This is a genomic window from Azospirillum sp. UENF 112521 (assembly GCF_058780665.1).
Window position 1 is genome coordinate 1,864,826 of the sequence record NZ_JBSNCI010000002.1, and the last position, 18,835, is coordinate 1,883,660.

An 18,835-nucleotide genomic window follows, 5' to 3' on the forward strand; every position below is an offset into this window, starting at 1 on the left:
CATCACTGCGCCCCCTGATCCCCTGTCCGACAGCAGAGCTTACCGCCCCACCGCCCGCCAGCCGATGTCGCGGCGGCAGAAGCCGCCCGGCCAGTCCAGCGCGTCCACCGCCTTGTAGGCAGCCGTCTGAGCTTCCGCCACCGTCGGCGCCAGCGCGGTGACGCCCAGCACCCGGCCGCCGACCGACAGCACCCGGCCATCCTCGGCCCGCTTGGTGCCGGCATGGAACACGGTCACGCCATCCACCGCGCCGGCCTTGTCCAGCCCGCGGATCTCGGTGTTCTTGGCGTAATCGCCGGGATAGCCGTTGGCCGCCATCACCACGCACAGCGCGGTCCGGTCGTGCCAGCGCAGGTCGATGCTGTCCAGCACCCCGTCGGCCGCGGCGACCAGCGCCGCCAGCGCGTCGGACTTCAGCCGCATCATCAGCGTCTGGCATTCCGGATCGCCGAAACGGACGTTGAACTCCAGCGTCTTCGGCACCGGGCCGTCCGGCGTCTGCATGATCATCAGGCCGGCGAACAGCACGCCCTTGAAGGGCTTGCCTTCCGCCGCCATGCCCTTGACCGTCGGCAGGATGATCTCGCGCATCACGCGCTCCTGCAGGTCGGCGGTCAGCACCGGGGCCGGGGAATAGGCACCCATGCCGCCGGTGTTGGGGCCGGTGTCGCCGTCGCCGACCGCCTTGTGGTCCTGGGCCGAGGCCAGCGGCAGCGCGTTCTCGCCGTCGCACAGCGCGAAGAAGCTGACCTCCTCGCCGTCCAGGAACTCCTCCACCACCACCTCGGCACCGGCAGCGCCGAAACGGCCGCCGACCAGCGCGTCGTCGATGGCCTCGAACGCCTCCTGCTCGGTGCGGGCGACGGTAACGCCCTTGCCGGCGGCCAGACCGTCGGCCTTCACCACGATGGGGGCGCCATGCTTGCGGACATAGGCCTTGGCGGCCTCGGGGTCCTTGAAGCGTTCGTAGAAGGCGGTGGGCACCCCGTACTTCGCCAGGATGTCCTTCATGAAGCCCTTGGAACCCTCAAGCTCCGCCGCCGCCGCACTCGGCCCGAAGGCCTTGACGCCCAGCGCGGTCAGCCTGTCCACCAGACCCAGCACCAACGGGCCTTCCGGACCGACGACGACGAAGTCGATGGCGTTTTCCTGGACGAAGCGCACCAGCGCGTCGACATCCTCCGACCCGATGGCGACCAGCGTGGCGACGTCGGCGATGCCGGCGTTGCCCGGTGCGCAATAGAGCGCATCGCACAGCGGCGAGTTGGAAATGGCCCAGCAGAGCGCGTGCTCACGACCGCCCGATCCGACGACGAGGACTTTCATGGGGGGCGCTCCTTCCGCCTTGTTGCGATCTGCGCGCCTTGTATCATGGCGGCGCCCCAACTCAAGAGCGCCATGACGTCCGAAAACGCACCCCAAACCTCCACGCCGCTGATTGCCCCGGAACCGCGCCCCGGCTCCAACCTTCCGGAATTCACCGTCGGCGACCTTGCCCGCCGGCTGAAGCGCAGCATCGAGGAGGAGTTCGGCTTCGTCCGCGTCCGCGGCGAGATCAGCCAGCCGAAGAAGCACAGCTCCGGCCACTGCTACATGCGCCTCAAGGACGACACCGCGGTGATCGAGGCGGTGTGCTGGCGCGGCACCATGGCGAAGCTGGCCGTCCGGCCGGAGGAAGGGCTGGAGGTCATCGTCACCGGGCGGATGACGACCTACCCCGGCCGCTCGCAATATCAGCTGATCGTCGAGTTGATGGAGCTGGCCGGCGAAGGCGCGCTGCTGAAGATGCTGGAGGAGCGCAAGCGCCGGCTGGCGGCGGAGGGGCTGTTCGATCCCGCCCGCAAGAAGCGCATCCCCTTCCTGCCCGACGTAATCGGCGTCGTCACCTCCCCCACCGGGGCGGTCATCCGCGACATCCTGCACCGGCTGAACGACCGCTTCCCCCGCCATGTCCTGCTGTGGCCGGTCGCGGTGCAGGGCGAGCGTGCGGCGGCCGAGGTGACGGCGGCCATCGAGGGCTTCAACCGCATCCAGCCGGGTGGACGCATTCCCCGGCCCGACCTGATCATCGTCGCGCGCGGCGGCGGCTCGCTGGAAGACCTGATGGCCTTCAACGAGGAGAATGTCGTCCGTGCAGCCGCAGCCAGCGCCATCCCGCTGATCTCCGCCGTCGGCCACGAGACCGACACCACGCTGATCGACTTCGCGTCGGACCTGCGGGCGCCCACCCCGACCGCCGCCGCCGAGATGGCGGTGCCGGTGCGCGGCGAGTTGCTGGCCCAGATCCTCGACGACGAGCGCCGGCTGCTCGCCTGCGCCTCGCGCGCGGTGGAGGACCGCCGCAACCGGGTGGAGGGGCTGGCCCGCGGCCTCGGCGATCCCCGCGCCCTGCTGGAGGGTCATGCCCAGCGGCTGGACGACCGGGCGGAACGGCTGAATCTCGCAGCGTCCGCCCTGCTGGAGCGCCGCCGTACCCGCGTCGGCGAGCTGGCGGCGAAGCTGCGCCACCCGCGCGAAAAGCTGGCCCAGGCGGAGCAGAAGCTGGCGTCGGAAAGCCGCGCCCTCGATTCAGGCCTGCGCCATGCGGTGACCACCGCTGGCGGACGCTTCGACCGGGTTGCCGGCCGGCTGTCGCTGACCCCGGCGCGGGTGAAGCTGGCCGACGGCGAACGCCGCATTGCCGACCTGACGCCGCGCCTCGACCGCAGCTATGCCAAGGGGGTTGCCGACAAGGCGGCATCTCTGGCGTCGCTCGGCCAATTGCTGGAGAGTTACAGCTACAAGGGCGTGCTGGCCCGCGGCTTTGCCCTGGTCGAGGACCGCGACGGCCGCCCGGTCACCCGTGCCGATCAGGCGACGCCGGGTCTGGCCGTCAACATCGTCTTCGCCGACGATGCCAAGGTTGCAGCAACCGTCGATGGCGGTACCCCCAAGCCAGAGGTGAAGCCCGAGGCGCAGGCGGAACCCAAGCCGGAGAAGAAGGCGGCACCGCGCAAGCCTCGGCCGGTGCCCGTACAGGGCAGCCTGTTCTGAGACCGGTCGGCCTGGGTCGGACAGCAGCGGAGCAGGCTATCCGCCGGCCAGTTCGTCGAGCCGTTGCCGTGCGAGCCGCAACGGCACGCTCCAATCCTTCGGCGCCTGCTGGCGGCAGAGGGTGACGGTCGGATACCAGGGGGTGTCCGTCCGGTCGCGCAGCCAGCGCCATTCGGCGGCATGGGGCAGCAAGGCACAGGTCGGGCGCCCCAGCGCCCCGGCCAGATGCACGGTGATGTTGTCGATGGAGACCACAAGGTCGACGGCGGCGACCGCCGCGGCCAACCCGTCCAGATCGCTCCAGGGATCGAGACCGGGCAGCCCGCCGATGTCGATGCCCTCCGCCGTCAAGGCGGCGATCTCCTGCGTCCAGTCGCCATATTGCAGCACCACGAGGCGGACGCCGGGCCGGTGGAGCGCATGCGCCAACACGCGCAACGGAATGTTGCGACTACGCCCGTGCTTGGGATTGGTGGTGTGCCAGGCGATGCCGACCGCCAGCGTGCCCGCCGGAATCGCCGCCCGAAGCCCCGAAACCCTGGCCGGATCGGCCAGCAGATAGGGAGCGGCGGAGCGCGGGACACCCCCGGCGTCCGCCAGCAGGCGCGGCAGGCTGCCCGCCGGGATTTGCGCGGCAATCGGGGCGCGGTCCGGGTCGGCAGCCCCGGTCCGCGTCAGGCTTGGATCGGGGGGCCAGCCACGCGCGACCACCTCCACCTCCGGCAGCGAGCGCGCGAACAGCGGAACCAGCCGCGGTTCGCATTCCAACACACAGCTGACACCCGCCTGGACCAGCAGCGGCAGCAGGCTGGCGAACTGGATTTCGTCGCCGATCCCCTGTTCGCCCCAGATCAGCAGACGGTTCCCGCCCAGCGGCTGGCCCGTCCAGGCCGGTTGCGGGAATCGGCCGGCGGCGAGCAGCCAGGGCGGCACGGTCCAGCGATCCTCCCAGGCCGCCCACCCTTGTTCGAAACGGCCGAGCGTCAGCAGCGCCGCGGCACGAAGCAGCCGGGCATCCCCAAGTTGGGGAGCGAGCGCCAGCGCCGCCTGCGCATGGGCCAATGCATCCTCCGGTTGGCCCGCAAGCAGCAATGCGTCGCCCAGATTGTTGTGGATGCCCGCCTCGTCCGGCTGCAGCGCCGCCGCCCGGCGTTGGCCGGCCAGTGCGGTTTCGAGATCGTCCCGCCCCTTCAGGACATTCGAACGGTTGTTCCACAGCTCCGCCGCCGACGGATCGACCGCAAGGCCGGACTCGTAGGCCCGGCATGCCTCCGTCAATCGTCCGGCCTCCATGTGCAGCCTGCCGACCCCGTTCCAGATGCCGTGATGCAGCGGATCGAGGATCAGGGCACGCCGGAGCGTCGATGCCGCCTCGCCTTCAGCAGCCTGCCCGTCCGCTTGCAGGAGATACTCCCCCAACAGCCGCAGCATCTCGGCGGCGCCAGGGAGCAGCAGCAGAGCGATGCGGCGCTCGGCCGCCGCCGCCGCCGACTGCCCGTCGGCGGCCAGCGCCACCGCGAGGTTGCAGCGCAGCTCGACGGCCAGCGGTAGCAGCCCGACCGCAGTCCGGAGTGCCTGCGCGGCCTTGCCGGGACAGCCCGCATTTAGGGATCTGATCGCAAAATCGTTGAGCTGCACGACCCTGTCGGGATCGAGAGTGGCAGCGCGGACCATCGAGTCCAGCGCATCGCCCGGCCGGCCCAAGGCCTCCAGCAACCCGGCGAGATTTGTATGGAAATCCGGCTGCGTCCCGTCGCCGGCGATTGCCTGCCGGATCAGGTCGCAGCCCTCCTCCAGCCTGCCGCTCTGCCCCAGAAGGATGCCGCGCAGATGGAGCGCCATGACATGGCCGGGAACCGCGTCCAGAATCTGGCGATAGATGGCGTCTGCCTCATCGAAGCGCCGCTCCTGGTGAAGGTCGAAGGCGATGAGCAGAGCTTCCTGAATCGTCGCCATGACCGTACCGTCCTTCCCCTATCCGCGCCCTTTTCCGCGAAACCGGTCCGCAGACCGTCACACCGCGCCGGCGAAGCTCCAGCGCAGGGTCTCGCCGCTGCGGAAGGGCAGCACGGCGTCGCCCTCGCTGACCAGGATCAGGTCGGGGGCGACCGACGGACGGCGTTCCAGCGCCACCCGCTCCTCGCTGACCGGCAGGTTGTAGAAGCGCGGGCCGTTCAGGCTGGCGAAGGCCTCCAGCCTGTCGAGCGCCCCGGCCTCGTCGAACGCCTCGGCATAGAGTTCCAGCGCGTTGGCCGCGGTGAAGCAGCCGGCGCAGCCGCAGGCGGCCTCCTTGGCGGTCACCGTATGCGGCGCGGTGTCGGTGCCCAGGAAGAACGGCCCCTCGCCGCTCGTCGCCGCCTCGACCAGAGCCACCCGGTGGGTTTCGCGCTTGGCGATCGGCAGGCAGTAGAGGTGCGGGCGGATGCCGCCCTGGAAGATGTGGCTGCGGTTGATCAGCAGATGGTGTGCGGTGATGGTGGCGGCGATCCGGCCGCTGGCGGCATGGGCGCGCACGAACTGCACGGCGTCGGCCGTCGTCACATGCTCCAGCACGATGCGCAGGCTGGGGTGGCGCTCCAACAGCGGGGCCAGGATGCTGTCGATGAACACCGCCTCGCGGTCGAAGATGTCGACCGACTGGTCGGTGACCTCGCCATGGATCAGCAACGGCATGCCAATGTCCGCCATGCGCTCCAGCACCGGGGCGATGCGGGCGATGTCGGTGACGCCGTGGGCGCTGTTGGTGGTGGCGTTGGCGGGATAGAGCTTGGCGGCGGCAAAAACCCCGTCCTTGAAGCCCTGGGCCAGATCGGCGGCGTCGGTGCCGTCGGTCAGGTAGGCGGTCATCAGCGGGGTGAAGGCGACGCCGTCCGGCAGGGCAGCCAGGATGCGCTCGCGATAGGCCACGGCGTCGGCGGCCGTCGCCACCGGCGGCTTCAGGTTCGGCATGACGATGGCGCGGCCGAACTGGCGGGCGGTGAAGGGCAGAACCGCCTTCAGCATGGCGCCGTCGCGCAGGTGGACATGCCAGTCGTCGGGACGGCGGATGACAAGACGGTCGTTCGGCATGGGTCGGGTCCCGGCGCTGGTGTCGAGGGGCGGTGAGCTTGGACGACGTTCTATCGCCATCGCCGCGGCATCTCAACAGAGGCGGTCCCCAAACTGGAAACACAGGCTGGAAACGGGAGGAGAAGCCGGCAGCCCCCCGCCGGCCGGCGTTGGCGGGGGGCTGGCCGTCCTGGCCCGGACCTTACTGGCCGAAACCTTACTGGATGGTGGTCGAGGTCTTCAGGCCGAGGATGCCGTCGATCTTCGCGGCCTGCTCCGCGGTCACCGGCTTGCCGCCAATGCCGGCCAGCTGCTGCCGGGCGTCGGCAACCGCCTTGTCGCGGGCGGCGCTGTCCTTCAGCGCATGGGCGGCCAGCATCTGCTCGTGATACTTGCCGAGCTGGACGGTCAGCTGGTCGGTCGGCTTGGCGCCCAGTTCCTTGGCGACGGCGTCGGCCTGGGTCTTGGTCACTTCGGCCTTCGGGGTGGCCGCGACCTGCTCATGCTTGGTCTTGCCCGCCTCGGTCTTGCCGGCATCCGCCTTGGTGGCGTCGGCCTTGGTGGCATCGGTCTTCGGGGCCTCGCTCTTGCTGGCTTCGGTCTTGGTGGCCTCGCTCTTGGTGACAGCCTTCTGATCGGCCTTCTGGTCGAGCTTCGGAGCCGTCGTGGTGGAGTCGGTCGTCGCGGCGGGGGCAGGCGTTGCCGGAGCGGCCGGCGCGACCGTTGCCGCACCCGCGCTCAGCACGGGGGCCGTCGCCATCAGGGCGACAAACGCAAAGGTCGAAACGGACGAGCGGATACGCGACCCAAAGACGGTGCCGGACATTTGGTTTCTCCATTTCGGTGAGCGATCCTCGTTGCGGGATCGTGCTTAGATGAACGTGGCCCCGCTGCCGTTCATTCCACGCCCTTCCAAAAAATTTTCGAGGAGCCTGAAAATTTTTCCGCCGCCTTTTTTGGCCGCAGGTGACGGGGCCGGCGAAAGGGGCTAGAAAACCCACGCTTTTCCTATCCAAGCGCGGACCTTCTCCGATGAGCCTGATCACGCCCCGCACCCCGCCCGGAACGATGGAGCTGCTGCCGCGCCAGCAGGTGGCCTTCCAGCGCATGCTGGACACCATCCGCCGCGGCTATGAGCGGTTCGGCTTCGTCCCCGTCGAAACCCCGGTGTTCGAGACGGTCGACACGCTGCTGACCAAGTCGGGCGGCGAGACGGAGAAGCAGGTCTATTTCGTCCAGTCGACCGGCGCCATCCAGCAGGGCAACAAGCCGGAGCTGGCGCTGCGCTTCGACCTGACGGTGCCGCTCGCCCGCTATGTGGCGGAGCATGAGCGCGACCTCGCCTTCCCGTTCCGCCGCTACCAGATCCAGCGGGTCTACCGCGGCGAGCGGGCGCAGCGCGGGCGCTTCCGCGAATTCTACCAGTGCGACATCGACGTGATCGGCAAGGACAGCCTGTCCGCCCATTACGACGCCGAGATCCCGGCGGTCATCCACCATGTCTTCACCGAGCTGAACTTCGGCGGCTTCACCATCAATGTGAACAACCGCAAGATCCTGCTCGGCCTGCTCGACGGTCTGGGCGTCGCCGACGCCGACACCCGCGTGCTGGTACTGCGCGAGATCGACAAGCTGGACAAGATCGGCCAGGACAAGGTGCGCGCCAGCCTGCTGGGCCTCGGCGTGACCGAGCATGCCGCCGACACCATTCTGTCGCTGATCGCCATGGAAGGCACCAACGCCGAGACGCTGGCCGCACTCGGCGCGCTCGACATCGAGACCGACCTCTTCCGCGAAGGCGTCGGCGAACTGACCACCGTCATCGAGGGGTTGAAGGCCTTCCAGGTGCCGGAGGGCACGGTGCGCATCAACCTCGCCATCGCGCGCGGCCTCGATTACTACACCGGCACCGTCTACGAGACCTTCCTGAACGACCATCCCGGCATCGGCTCGGTCTGCTCCGGCGGCCGCTACGAGAATCTCGCCAGCCACTACACCAAGTCGAAGCTGCCGGGCGTCGGCATCTCCATCGGCGCGACCCGCCTGTTCTACCAGCTGATGGAGGCCGGCATCATCAAGGACGCCACCCCCACCGCCCAGGTGCTGGTGACGCAGATGGACCCGGCCCTGTCCGCCGATTATTTCCGCATGGCGAGCGAGCTGCGCGCCGCCGGCATCAACACGGAAATCCAGTTGGACGGCGGCAAGATCGCCAAGCAGATGAAGTATGCCGACCGCGCCGGCATCCCGGTCGTCCTGCTGATGGGCTCCGACGAGAAGGCCCGCGGCACCGCGACCCTGAAGCATCTGGTCAAGGGCGAGCAGGTCGAGGTCCCGCTGACGGAGCTGGCTGCCTGCGCAAAGACGCTGCTGGAAGGGTGAGAGGCACCCCTTTAAACCCCCGTTAACCATAATTCGCCTATCGTTCCGACCTACACCGGCCGGGTGGGTCGGACGACAGGGGGTGCGCATCCGAGATGGCAAAGGGGTGGATGCAGGTCGGGCGCTGGACCGGGCGGGTCGCGATTGCGGCGACGCTATCCATCACGCTCGCCGCCGCCGGCTATGCCGGATGGCGGGAGATGGAGACCTCCCGCCTCCAGGCCCGGCTGCTCTCCGGCGTCGCCCAGTCGATGTCCGTCAGCGTGCAGGAAGGCCCCAATCCGCAGGCGCGCTTTCCCAAGCATGGGCCGTACAACGAGCGGCTCGGCTACACCGCCCTGCCCGGCCAGCTCGACGCGCTGACCCGTGACGTCTACGCAATCGAGCGGCAGGCGGTACTGTCACCGGCGCTCGACCGCTTCATGGCCGGCGGCGGCTTTCCGATCTACCGCGAGAAGACGCAGGCCGGGCTGACCCTGCTCGACCGCAACGGCGCGGTCATGTATTCGGCGCGCTATCCCGAACGGGTGTTCGACGGTTTCGACGATGTGCCGAAGCTGGTCGCCGACACGCTGCTGTTCATCGAGAACCGCGAACTTCTGGACGAGGACCAACCCCGCCGCAACCCGGCGGTGGAATGGGACCGCTTCGGCGCCGCCGTCGCCATGCTGCCGATCCAGATGATCCGGCCGGGCCAGCGCTCGCCCGGCGGCTCGACGCTCGCCACCCAGATCGAGAAATACCGCCATTCGCCTGACGGCCAGACCGTCGGCAGTGTCGAGAAGCTGCGCCAGATGACCTCGGCCAGCGTCCGCGCCTACAGCGACGGCGAGGACACAACGCTGGCCCGCCGCCGCATCCTGGTCGATTACCTGAACTCCACCCCGCTGACCGCGCGCTCGGGCTTCGGCGAGGTAAACGGGCTGGGCGACGGGCTGTGGGCTTGGTTCGGCACCGACCTCACCATCGCCAAGCGCGTCCTCAGCGACTCCGCAGACGATGCGCGCGCCCTGAAGCTGAAGGCGCTGGCCTACAAGCAGGTGCTGGCCCTGCTGCTGGCCCAGCGCCGTCCCTCCCATTACCTGATCCAGGATCGCGCCGCCCTCGACCGGCTGGCCGACGCCCATCTGCGCGCCCTGGCCCAGGCCGGCGTGATCGATCCCGCCCTGCGCGACGCGGCGCTGGCCACCCCGCTGGTCTTCCGCGAGGAGGCGCCGATCAGCCCCGCCACCTCCTATGTCGAGCAGAAGGCGACCAACGCCATCCGCGCCCGGCTGCTCGGCATGCTCGGCGTCTCCAACTTCTACGCGCTCGACCGGCTCGACCTGACCGCTCAATCCACGCTGGATGCCGAAACCCAGTCCCGCGTGGTGGAGGTGCTGGGCAGGCTGAACGATCCCGACTATGCCCGCTCGCTCGGGCTGACCGGCGAGCGGCTGCTCGACGCCCGCAACAACGACCTGTCGAAGCTGGTCTATTCGATCACCCTCTACGAGCGCGGCCCAGAGGCCAATTACCTGCGGGTCCAGGCCGACAACCTCGACCAGCCGCTGGACATCAACGACGGGGCGAAGTTGGACCTCGGCTCCACCGCCAAGCTGCGCACGCTGGCGACATATCTGCAGATCGTCGCCGAACTGCACAGCCGTTACGCCCATCTGCCCAAGGAACTGCTGGGCGATGTCGAGGACGAGGCGTCGGACAATCTGACCCGCTGGGCGACCTCCTGGCTTGCCGCTGCCTCCGACCGCCGGCTGCCCGCCATGCTGGATGCGGCGATGGAGCGGCGCTATTCCGCCAGCCCTGGCGAGGTCTTCTTCACCGGCGGCGGCCAGCACAGCTTCGTCAACTTCAACAAGGACGACAACGGCCGCATCCTGACCGTGCAGGAGGCGTTGCGGAACAGCGTCAACCTGCCCTTCATCCGGCTGATGCGCGATGTCGTCCAGTTCTACATGGACGAAGGGGCGGACGACGGCGCCGACATCCTGCGCACCCCCGACCATCCGGCCCGCCAAGCCTATCTCGCCCGCTTCGCCGACCGCGAGGGCACCGACTTCCTCAACCGCTTCTACAACGATTACCGCAAGCGCACCCCGGACGAGGCGCTGGCCCGGCTGGCGACCCGCTCGCGCCCGGTGCCGCACCGGCTGGCGGTGATCTTCCGCACCGTGCGGCCCAAGGCCGGGCTGGCGGAGTTCTCCAGCTTCCTGCGTGGCCGGCTGCCGGGAAAGGCGCTGTCCGACACCGAGCTGTCGGCGCTCTACTCCAAATATGGGCCGGACCGCTTCCCGCTGAACGATCTGGGCTATCTCGCCCGCGTCCATCCGCTGGAGCTGTGGCTGGTCGCTTATCTCCAGCAGCATCCCGACGCCAAGCGGGCCGAGGTTCTGGCCGCCAGCGCCGACGAGCGCCAGGAGAGCTACCGCTGGCTGTTCAAGAAGGGCATGGCCGCCCAGAACACCCGAATCCGCATCGGGCTGGAGGAGGAGGCGTTCCAGCGCATCACCGCCCAATGGCGCAGCGTCGGCTATCCGTTCGAAACGCTGGTGCCGTCGCTGGCGACCGCCATCGGCAGCTCGGCCGACCGCCCGGCGGCGCTGGCGGAGCTGATGGGGCTGATCCTGAACGACGGGGTGCGCCAGCCGACGGTGAAGATCCGCTCGCTGCATTTCGCCGCCGGCACGCCCTATGAGGCGAAGCTCGGGCTGGGGCCCTTGCAGGGCGAGCGCGTGCTGCGGCCGGAGGTCTGCGCCACCTTGCGCCGCGCCCTGATGGACGTGGCGCAGAACGGCACCGCCAAGCGCGTCTGGGGGTCCTTCAAGGATCCCACCGGCGCGCCGGTCCCGATGGGCGGCAAGACCGGCACCGGCGACCACCGGCTCGACCGCTGGGGTCCGGGCGGCGTGCTGATCGAATCGAAGGCGGTCAACCGCACCGCCACCTTCGTCTTCTACATCGGCGACCGCTTCTTCGGCACGATGACCGCCTTCGTCCATGGGCCGGAGGCCGACAACTACCGCTTCACCAGCGCCCTGCCCGCCCAGCTGTTGAAGAGCCTCGCCCCGGCGCTCCAGCCGCTGATCGACCAGGGCACCACCCGCACCGCCGACACCCGCCCGGCCCCGACGGGGCTGTGAGGTCCAAACCGTCCTGAACGGTTGCAATCCGAAAAATATCTTTCGTAAAAGTATATACAGTCCGCGGACAACAGTCTTTCGCATGCATCGCGGCGGGGCCCGCACCTTCCCGCAAGGGTTCTGCCCGTCCGGCTGACCGGAGTGCGGTCTGTGGTTCGGTTCCAGCTTACGGAGGCCCCCGCCAATGGCGCCACGGTTACCGCTGCATGCCCACCATATGTGCCTGGCCCCGGTCGAATCCCCCGATCTTTCCGCCGCGCGGAACCTTCCGGGTGGCCCCGGCACCCCGATGGACCATCGGCTCCAACTCCGCATCCTCAACCGCGATTCCCATGCCCGCCGCCATGCCCGCTCCGCACAGGCCCCTGCGCAGGACCAAGTGGCCGCAGCGCCGGCCGCAGACGAAGAGGTGCCGGTCATCGCCCGTGTCGCCTCGCCGGACGGCTGGGCCGCCCTGCCGGGCGTGAAATCCGCCAGCACCATCGGCAAGGCGGCCGACGGCTCCTGGATCGTCACCGGCCGCCTGCATGCCGATCAGGTCGAGGCGGTTCACGCCCATGCCGTGGTGCTCAGCCTGAAGGCGGCGCAGCCGACCCATTCCGCGCTGGACGCCACCATTTCCGAGATGGGGCTGGGCACCCTCGCGGTCCCGGGATTGCCCGAACCCGCGGTGCCTGGGCTGCTGCCGCCCTGGGTCCAGCATGCGCACCGGGATGGCGAAGGCGTCATCATCGGCGTGGTCGATTTCGGCTGCGACTACATGCACCGGAACTTCCGGCAGGCCGACGGGCGCACCCGACTGCTGGCGGTGTGGGACCAGTCCGGCACGCCCAACTCGCCCTTCCCCTACGGCGCGCTCTACACACCCGAGCAGATCGACGCAGCACTCGCCACCGACGATCCTTACGACGCCCTCGGCTACGCTCCGCCCAAGGACGATCCCGGCAAGCCCCAGGAGAACGGCACCCACGGCACCCATGTCATGGACATCGCCGCGGGCAACGGGCTGGGATCGAAGCAGCCGGGCGTGGCGGCCAAGGCGTCGCTGATCTTCGTCGATGCCAAGCTCCCCACCCCGGTCAACTCGCCCGACCAGCTGAACCACACGCTGGGCAGCACCGTTCAACTGCTGGAGGCGGTCAACTACATCTTCAACGCCGCCGGCAACCGCCCTTGCGTGGTCAATCTCAGCCTGGGCACCAACGGCGGCCCGCATGACGGCACCTCGCTGGTCGAACAGGGGCTGGACGCGATGGTCAACGCGGCTCCCTACCGGGCCGTGGTGATCGCCGCCGGCAATTCCCAGCAGAGCGGAACCCACACCAGCGGCACCGTCCCGGCAGGCGGCGCATGTTCCATCGGCTTGGGCATTCCCACGCTCGGCATCGCCGGCTACGAGACCACGTCCGCCGGCGGCGAGGTGGAGCTGTGGTATCCCGGCCGGCGGCGACTGTCGGTGACGCTGGTCGCCCCCGACGGCACCGAGATCGGGCCGGTCGATCCGAACGGCTCGCTGCCCTACGGCCTCCCCGGCAAACCGCCGGCGGTCTTCATCGTCAATCGGCTGGACGACCCCAACAACCACGACAATGTGATCGGCATCTGGATCGCCATGGGGGCGCCGACGGGGGAATGGAGCATCCGGCTCCAAGCGCTGGACGACGGCCCCATCGACTATCACGCCTGGATCGAGCGGTTCGACGCCGGTCAGGCGCAGTTCCTCCAGCCGGTCGCCTCTCACATGCTGGGCTCGATCTCCACCGGCCATTCGACGATCATCGTCGGGTCGCACGATGCCCACTCCACCGGCACGCCGATCTCCTTCTTCTCCAGCGCCGGCCCGACCCGCGACGGGCGGCAGAAGCCGGACCTCTCCGCCCCCGGACACCGCGTCAAGGCGGCGTGGTCGCGGACGGTGACCGGCGTGGTCGAGAAATACGGAACCAGCATGGCCGCCCCGGCGGTGACCGGACTGATCGCGCTGATCTATGCCCGGTCGATCCGCAAGGGCCTGCCGATGGACAATGCGACGCTGCGCGAGCGCCTGATCCGCATGGTCCGCCGCGATCCGCCCGACGGAGCGGACTGGGATCCGCAGCACGGTCACGGACGGGCATCCGCCGCGGCCATCCTGGAGGAACTGGACCACGACTCCGCCCGCAACCCGGACTTCGACGAGTGGCATGCCGCCCAGGGCGGGGCCAAGCCAAGGTCTGAAGCGGTGGTTTGAGGCAGCGAGCCTGCATCGCCGCGTGCTTGCCTCGATGGGGGGAGAAGCCCATCATCGCCCGGACGCGGAGGACCGACCATTCTCCGTTTCCCTCGCCCCTTCCCCATGGATGGCCGGCATGCCGATTGACCTCGCCTCGCTCAGGAAGCTGGAAAGCCCGTCTCCGTCGATGCTGGCCCAGCCGCTGGACGACGCCCAGCGTGTCGCGGTGATCGTCCGCCTGCATGCGAACGCCGCCGCCCCCGACTGCCTGTCCAGCGGCAGGCCGATAGCCCCGGGCATCGTCACCGCCGAGATCGCCGCGGCCGACCTCGCCGGGCTGGAGGCCGATCCGGCCGTGCGGTCGATCGCCCTCTCGCGCCCGCTCCAGTCTTCTTGACGATAATTTCACCCGTTCCGCCCAGCCGTGGCAGACTGGCGGCGACGGTTGGGAAGGGTGTGGGGATGGAACAGTGAACAGCCGGCGGCGCGATGTTTCAAACGTTCCATTCCGCGCGGACCTTGACGTGCTTCGCCATTTGCCGTATGCACGCCGCGCACGCGTCGGCACCCCTGGAGGCCGGCGCCCTTTTCGTTTTGGAGCATCGTCATGACCAAGATCATTCCGCTCGGCGCTGAGACGCGCGAACGGGCCGGCAAGGGGACCGCCCGCCAGACCCGCCGTGACGGCCGTATTCCGGCCGTCATCTACGGTGGTAAGCAGGCTCCTGTCACCATTTCGCTCGAGAAGTTCGAGTTCACCCGCGTCCTGCATCAGCCGGGCTTCTTCACGCATCTGTTCGACGTCACCGTCGACGGCTCTGCCCACCGCGTCCTGCCGCGCGACGTGCAGTTCCACCCGGTGACCGACGTCCCGCTGCATGTCGATTTCCTGCGCGTTTCGTCCGACACCCGCATCAACGTGCAGGTTCCGGTCGAGTTCGCCGACCAGGACAAGTCGGCCGGCCTGAAGCGCGGCGGTGTGCTGAACATCGTCCGTCACGAGCTGGAGCTGAGCTGCCCGGCCGACAGCATCCCCGAGCACATCACCATCTCGTGCGAAGGCTTCGATGTCGGCGACTCGATCCACATCTCCGCGGTCAAGCTGCCGGAGGGTGTGACCTCGACGATCACCGACCGCGATTTCACCATCGCGACCATCGTTGCGCCGTCGGGCCTGAAGTCGGAAGAGGGCGCCGCTGCCTGATCGGGAGCGTTCGACCTTAGAAGATTGGGTACGGTGGGGGGCTTCGGCCCCCCGCTTCGTTTGTGGAGCCTGGGTTCCGGATAGAGGGTGAGGGACATGCTGCTTCTGGTCGGATTGGGCAACCCCGGCAACGAGTATGCCCGCAACCGCCACAACATCGGCTTCATGGCGGTGGAGACCATCGCCCAGCGCCACCGCTTCACCCCATGGAAAAAGCGGTTCCAGGGCCAGACCGCCGAGGGCACCGTCGCCGGCGACAAGGTGCTGGCGCTGGAGCCCGCCACCTTCATGAACCTGTCCGGCCAGTCGGTGGTGGCCGCCCTCCAGTTCTACAAGCTGAAGCCCGAGAACGTCGTCGTCATCCATGACGAGCTGGACCTGCCCCCCGGCAAGATCCGGGTGAAGAAGGGCGGCGGCCATGGCGGCCACAACGGCCTGCGCTCCATCGACGCGCACATCGGCAAGGACTACTGGCGCGTCCGGCTCGGCATCGGCCACCCCGGCAACAAGGATCTGGTCAGCGGCTATGTGCTGCACGACTTCGCCAAGGCCGACCAGGGCTGGATCGACCCGCTGCTGGACGCCGTCTCCGACAACCTGCCGCTGATCGTGGACGGCCGGCCGGAGCTGTTCATGAACAAGGTGACGGTGGCGACGCAGGGCAGATAGGCCCCGCCGGCCTTGCCGGTTCAGGCCCCTCTCCCACTTCGCGTTTGCGCTTTGGTCCCCATCGTAGGATAAAGCGCGTCAATTCCAGCATTTCCGACGGCGAGCACCCAACCATGGGCTTCAATTGCGGCATCGTCGGCCTGCCGAACGTCGGCAAGTCGACCCTTTTCAACGCGCTGACCGCCACCCAGGCGGCCGAGGCGGCGAATTTCCCCTTCTGCACCAAGGAGCCGAACGTCGGCCGCGTCAGCGTCCCCGACCCGCGGCAGGACAAGCTGGCCGAGATCGCCAAGTCGCAGAAGGTCATCCCGACCCAGCTGGAGTTCGTGGACATCGCCGGCCTGATCCGCGGCGCGTCGAAGGGTGAAGGGCTGGGCAACCAGTTCCTCGCCAACATCCGCGAAGTGGACGCCATCGTCCATGTGCTGCGCTGCTTCGAGGACGACGACATCACCCATGTCGAGGGCAATGTCGATCCGCTGCGCGACGCCGAGGTGGTCGAGACCGAGCTGATGCTCGCCGACATGGAAAGCCTTGAGCGCCAGCTGACCAGCCTGCAGAAGAAGGCCAAGGGCGGCGACAAGGACAGCAAGATCAAGGCCGACCTGATGGAGCGCGCCCTGAAGGTGCTGCAGGACGGCAAGCCCGCCCGCGTGGTCGAGGTCTCCGACGAAGAGAAGCCGGTGTTCAAGCAGTTCATGCTGCTGACCTCCAAGCCGGTGCTCTATGTCTGCAACGTCGAAGAGGCGTCGGCCGCCACCGGCAACAGCTTCTCGGCCAAGGTCGCCGAGAAGGCCAAGGCCGAGAATGCCGAGGTCGTCGTCATCTCCGCCGCCATCGAGTCCGAGGTCGCCCAGCTGTCCGACCCGGCCGAGAAGGCCGAGTTCCTTGAATTGATGGGGCTGGAGGAAACCGGCCTGAACAAGCTGATCCGCGCCGGCTTCAAGCTGCTGGACCTGATCACCTTCTTCACCGTCGGCCCGAAGGAGACGCGGGCCTGGACCGTGCGCCGCCACGCCAAGGCTCCGGAAGCCGCCGGCGTCATCCACACCGATTTCGAACGCGGCTTCATCCGCGCCGAAACCATCGACTACAACAGCTACGTCACGCTGGGTGGCGAGCAGGGGGCGAAGGACGCCGGCAAGATGCGCCAGGAAGGCAAGGAATATGTCGTCCAGGACGGCGACATCTTCCACTTCCGCTTCAACGTCTGAGACTCGAATGACCAGGGAGATGGGGGCTTTGTCGCCCCCTTCCCCCTACGCTGTCATCCAACTGTCATATTGTCGTAACAATCCGCGCGCCCTACCCTTCAGTTAGGGGTGCCGCCTGACCGCATCCCCGATCCGACAAAGGGGGTGCGATGCAGGCGACACGGGTGCTGCTGGAACTCGCCGGAAATGTCGTGCTGCTCCTGTGGGGGCTGCACATGGTGCAGAGCGGGCTGACCCGTGCGCTGGGCGGCGACCTGCGCCGCATCCTGGGGGCCGGGCTGCGCAACCGCTGGACCGCCTTCCTGTCCGGCATGGGCATCACCATGCTGCTGCAGAGCAGCACCGCCACCGGCTTGATGGCGACCGGCTTCACCGCCACCGGGCTGGTGTCGCTGATGCCGGCGCTGGCGGTGATGCTGGGGGCCAATGTCGGCTCCACCCTGATCGTCCAGATCCTCGCCTTCGACGTCGCCCATGTGGCGCCGGTCCTGCTGCTCGGCGGCTTCATCGCCTTCCGCCGCGGGGCGCGGACGCGCAGCCGCGACCTGGGGCGGGTCGCCATCGGGCTCGGCCTGATGCTGCTGTCGCTGCATTTGCTGCTGGCGACCATCGCCCCGGCGGAGAATGCGCCGATACTGCGGCGGATGCTGGCGATGCTGACCGCCGATCCGGTGGTGGCGGTGGTGCTGGCGGCGCTGCTGTCCTGGGCCGCCCATTCCAGCGTCGCCGCCATCCTGCTGATCGCCTCGCTGGCCGGCGGCGGGGTGATCGGACCGGAGGCCGCGATCGCTATGGTGGCCGGCGCCAATCTGGGCAGCGCCGTCAATCCGGTGATCGAGGGACCGGGGGGCGACGGCCGCAACCCGGCGGCCCGGCGGCTGCCGGTCGGCAATTTGATCAACCGCCTCGTCGGCTGCCTCATCGTCGTGCCGCTGCTGGAGCCGATCACCGCCGGCCTGCAAGCGGTGTCGCCGGACGCCACCCGGCTGGCCGCCAACTTCCACCTCGCCTTCAATCTGGCGATGGCCGGGCTGTTCATCGGCCCGCTGCCCTGGTTCGCTCGAGCACTGACACGGATGTTCCCGGAGCGGGTGGCGGTCGCCGACCCGGCCATGCCGCTCTATCTCGACCGCAGCGCGCTGCGCATCCCCCACCTCGCCATCGCCAACGCATCGCGCGAGGCGTTGCGCATGGCCGATACGGTGGACGCCATGCTGCGCGGTGCGCTGGACGTGATCCAGACCGACGACCGCAAACGGGTGCAGGAGATCCGTCGGATGGACGATGTGCTGGACCGGCTGCACGAGGCGATCAAGGGCTATCTCACCCAGATCAATGTCGAGGATCTGGACGAGCGTGACGCCGGCCGGATGTCGGACGTGCTGACCTTCACCATCAACCTCGAGCATGTCGGCGACATCGTCGACTGCAACCTTATGGAGACGGCCTCGAAGAAGATCCGGCGCAAGCTGCGCTTCTCCACCGAGGGGGCCGGCGAGATCGCCGGCATGCTGGAAAGGTTGAGCGAAACCCAGCGGCTGGCCGCTGCCGTCTTCGTGTCGCGCGATGTCCGCTCCGCCCGCGCGCTGATCCACGAAAAGGAGGTGATCCGCGATCTGGAGACCAGCGCCACCGAGGCGCATTTCGCCCGCCTGCGCGCCGGCCGCAAGGAAAGCGTGGAGACCAGCGCGCACCACCTCGACATCCTGCGTGACCTGCGCCGGATCAACGCCCACTTGGTTGCCGCCGCCTATCCGGTACTCGATCAATCGGGTGAGCTGCTGCCCAGTCGTCTCAAACGGGGAGCAGCGCGGGCGTGACCGTTCACGTCCTATTGGGGAACCGCCCCGCTTCGGCTTCGACCTTTTCTTGTCACCAGCGCAGCAACGTTAACACTTTCGTAACCATATAAAATTCGTCAAGCTCTTTCGCG

13 protein-coding genes are annotated in these 18,835 nt (G+C 68.4%); 9 read left to right on the top strand and 4 right to left on the bottom strand.

The window, feature by feature from the left end; translation table 11 throughout:
* Positions 1-39: 39 nt before the first annotated feature.
* Positions 40-1,326, bottom strand: coding sequence for a phosphoribosylamine--glycine ligase (gene purD, locus ACWPN8_RS11125; protein ID WP_492240806.1), 1,287 nt, complete (start codon positions 1,324-1,326; stop codon positions 40-42).
* A gap of 72 nt (positions 1,327-1,398) precedes the next feature.
* Here purD and xseA point away from each other — a divergent pair, with 72 nt between their 5' ends.
* Positions 1,399-3,033, top strand: coding sequence for an exodeoxyribonuclease VII large subunit (gene xseA, locus ACWPN8_RS11130; RefSeq protein WP_492240807.1), 1,635 nt, complete (start codon positions 1,399-1,401; stop codon positions 3,031-3,033).
* Between the two features lie 36 nt (positions 3,034-3,069).
* Here the strand turns inward: xseA and ACWPN8_RS11135 are convergent, their stop codons facing one another.
* The 3 genes from ACWPN8_RS11135 to ACWPN8_RS11145 form a co-directional block, all read right to left on the bottom strand.
* Positions 3,070-4,989 (bottom strand): tetratricopeptide repeat protein, encoded by a 1,920-nt coding sequence (locus tag ACWPN8_RS11135; RefSeq protein WP_492240808.1) that lies wholly within the window; start codon positions 4,987-4,989, stop codon positions 3,070-3,072.
* Positions 4,990-5,046: 57 nt separating this feature from the next.
* Positions 5,047-6,102 (bottom strand): dihydroorotase, encoded by a 1,056-nt coding sequence (gene pyrC, locus ACWPN8_RS11140; protein ID WP_109096580.1) that lies wholly within the window; start codon positions 6,100-6,102, stop codon positions 5,047-5,049.
* Positions 6,103-6,298: 196 nt separating this feature from the next.
* Positions 6,299-6,907, bottom strand: a complete 609-nt coding sequence (locus ACWPN8_RS11145; RefSeq protein WP_492240809.1) for a hypothetical protein — start codon at positions 6,905-6,907, stop codon at positions 6,299-6,301.
* A gap of 206 nt (positions 6,908-7,113) precedes the next feature.
* Here ACWPN8_RS11145 and hisS point away from each other — a divergent pair, with 206 nt between their 5' ends.
* The 8 genes from hisS (at position 7,114) to ACWPN8_RS11185 (ending at position 18,722) form a co-directional block, all read left to right on the top strand.
* Complete coding sequence (hisS, locus tag ACWPN8_RS11150; protein WP_492240810.1) at positions 7,114-8,463, top strand: histidine--tRNA ligase; 1,350 nt, start codon at positions 7,114-7,116, stop codon at positions 8,461-8,463.
* A gap of 95 nt (positions 8,464-8,558) precedes the next feature.
* The gene (locus tag ACWPN8_RS11155; protein ID WP_492240811.1) at positions 8,559-11,603 is read left to right on the top strand and encodes a transglycosylase domain-containing protein; all 3,045 of its coding nucleotides are present in this window, start codon (positions 8,559-8,561) and stop codon (positions 11,601-11,603) included.
* Between the two features lie 289 nt (positions 11,604-11,892).
* Positions 11,893-13,833, top strand: a complete 1,941-nt coding sequence (locus ACWPN8_RS11160) for a S8 family peptidase (RefSeq protein WP_158285364.1) — start codon at positions 11,893-11,895, stop codon at positions 13,831-13,833.
* Positions 13,834-13,951: 118 nt separating this feature from the next.
* Positions 13,952-14,212, top strand: coding sequence for a hypothetical protein (locus tag ACWPN8_RS11165; RefSeq protein WP_146208015.1), 261 nt, complete (start codon positions 13,952-13,954; stop codon positions 14,210-14,212).
* A gap of 210 nt (positions 14,213-14,422) precedes the next feature.
* Positions 14,423-15,019: a 50S ribosomal protein L25/general stress protein Ctc gene (locus tag ACWPN8_RS11170; protein WP_109052151.1), complete on the top strand. Its 597-nt coding sequence runs from the start codon at positions 14,423-14,425 to the stop codon at positions 15,017-15,019.
* A 96-nt stretch (positions 15,020-15,115) separates the two neighbouring features.
* Positions 15,116-15,688 (top strand): aminoacyl-tRNA hydrolase, encoded by a 573-nt coding sequence (gene pth / locus ACWPN8_RS11175; protein ID WP_109096574.1) that lies wholly within the window; start codon positions 15,116-15,118, stop codon positions 15,686-15,688.
* Between the two features lie 113 nt (positions 15,689-15,801).
* Complete coding sequence (gene ychF, locus ACWPN8_RS11180; protein WP_492240812.1) at positions 15,802-16,902, top strand: redox-regulated ATPase YchF; 1,101 nt, start codon at positions 15,802-15,804, stop codon at positions 16,900-16,902.
* A 149-nt stretch (positions 16,903-17,051) separates the two neighbouring features.
* Positions 17,052-18,722, top strand: a complete 1,671-nt coding sequence (locus ACWPN8_RS11185) for a Na/Pi cotransporter family protein (protein WP_492240813.1) — start codon at positions 17,052-17,054, stop codon at positions 18,720-18,722.
* Positions 18,723-18,835 lie beyond the last annotated feature (113 nt).

Bases quoted from the DNA above. Each gene is read 5' to 3' on its own strand.
- purD (WP_492240806.1), bottom strand. From the start codon at position 1,326: ATGAAAGTCCTCGTCGTCGGATCGGGCGGTCGTGAGCACGCGCTCTGC.
- xseA (WP_492240807.1), top strand. From the start codon at position 1,399: ATGACGTCCGAAAACGCACCCCAAACCTCCACGCCGCTGATTGCCCCG.
- ACWPN8_RS11135 (WP_492240808.1), bottom strand. From the start codon at position 4,989: ATGGCGACGATTCAGGAAGCTCTGCTCATCGCCTTCGACCTTCACCAG.
- pyrC (WP_109096580.1), bottom strand. From the start codon at position 6,102: ATGCCGAACGACCGTCTTGTCATCCGCCGTCCCGACGACTGGCATGTC.
- ACWPN8_RS11145 (WP_492240809.1), bottom strand. From the start codon at position 6,907: ATGTCCGGCACCGTCTTTGGGTCGCGTATCCGCTCGTCCGTTTCGACC.
- hisS (WP_492240810.1), top strand. From the start codon at position 7,114: ATGAGCCTGATCACGCCCCGCACCCCGCCCGGAACGATGGAGCTGCTG.
- ACWPN8_RS11155 (WP_492240811.1), top strand. From the start codon at position 8,559: ATGGCAAAGGGGTGGATGCAGGTCGGGCGCTGGACCGGGCGGGTCGCG.
- ACWPN8_RS11160 (WP_158285364.1), top strand. From the start codon at position 11,893: ATGGACCATCGGCTCCAACTCCGCATCCTCAACCGCGATTCCCATGCC.
- ACWPN8_RS11165 (WP_146208015.1), top strand. From the start codon at position 13,952: ATGCCGATTGACCTCGCCTCGCTCAGGAAGCTGGAAAGCCCGTCTCCG.
- ACWPN8_RS11170 (WP_109052151.1), top strand. From the start codon at position 14,423: ATGACCAAGATCATTCCGCTCGGCGCTGAGACGCGCGAACGGGCCGGC.
- pth (WP_109096574.1), top strand. From the start codon at position 15,116: ATGCTGCTTCTGGTCGGATTGGGCAACCCCGGCAACGAGTATGCCCGC.
- ychF (WP_492240812.1), top strand. From the start codon at position 15,802: ATGGGCTTCAATTGCGGCATCGTCGGCCTGCCGAACGTCGGCAAGTCG.
- ACWPN8_RS11185 (WP_492240813.1), top strand. From the start codon at position 17,052: ATGCAGGCGACACGGGTGCTGCTGGAACTCGCCGGAAATGTCGTGCTG.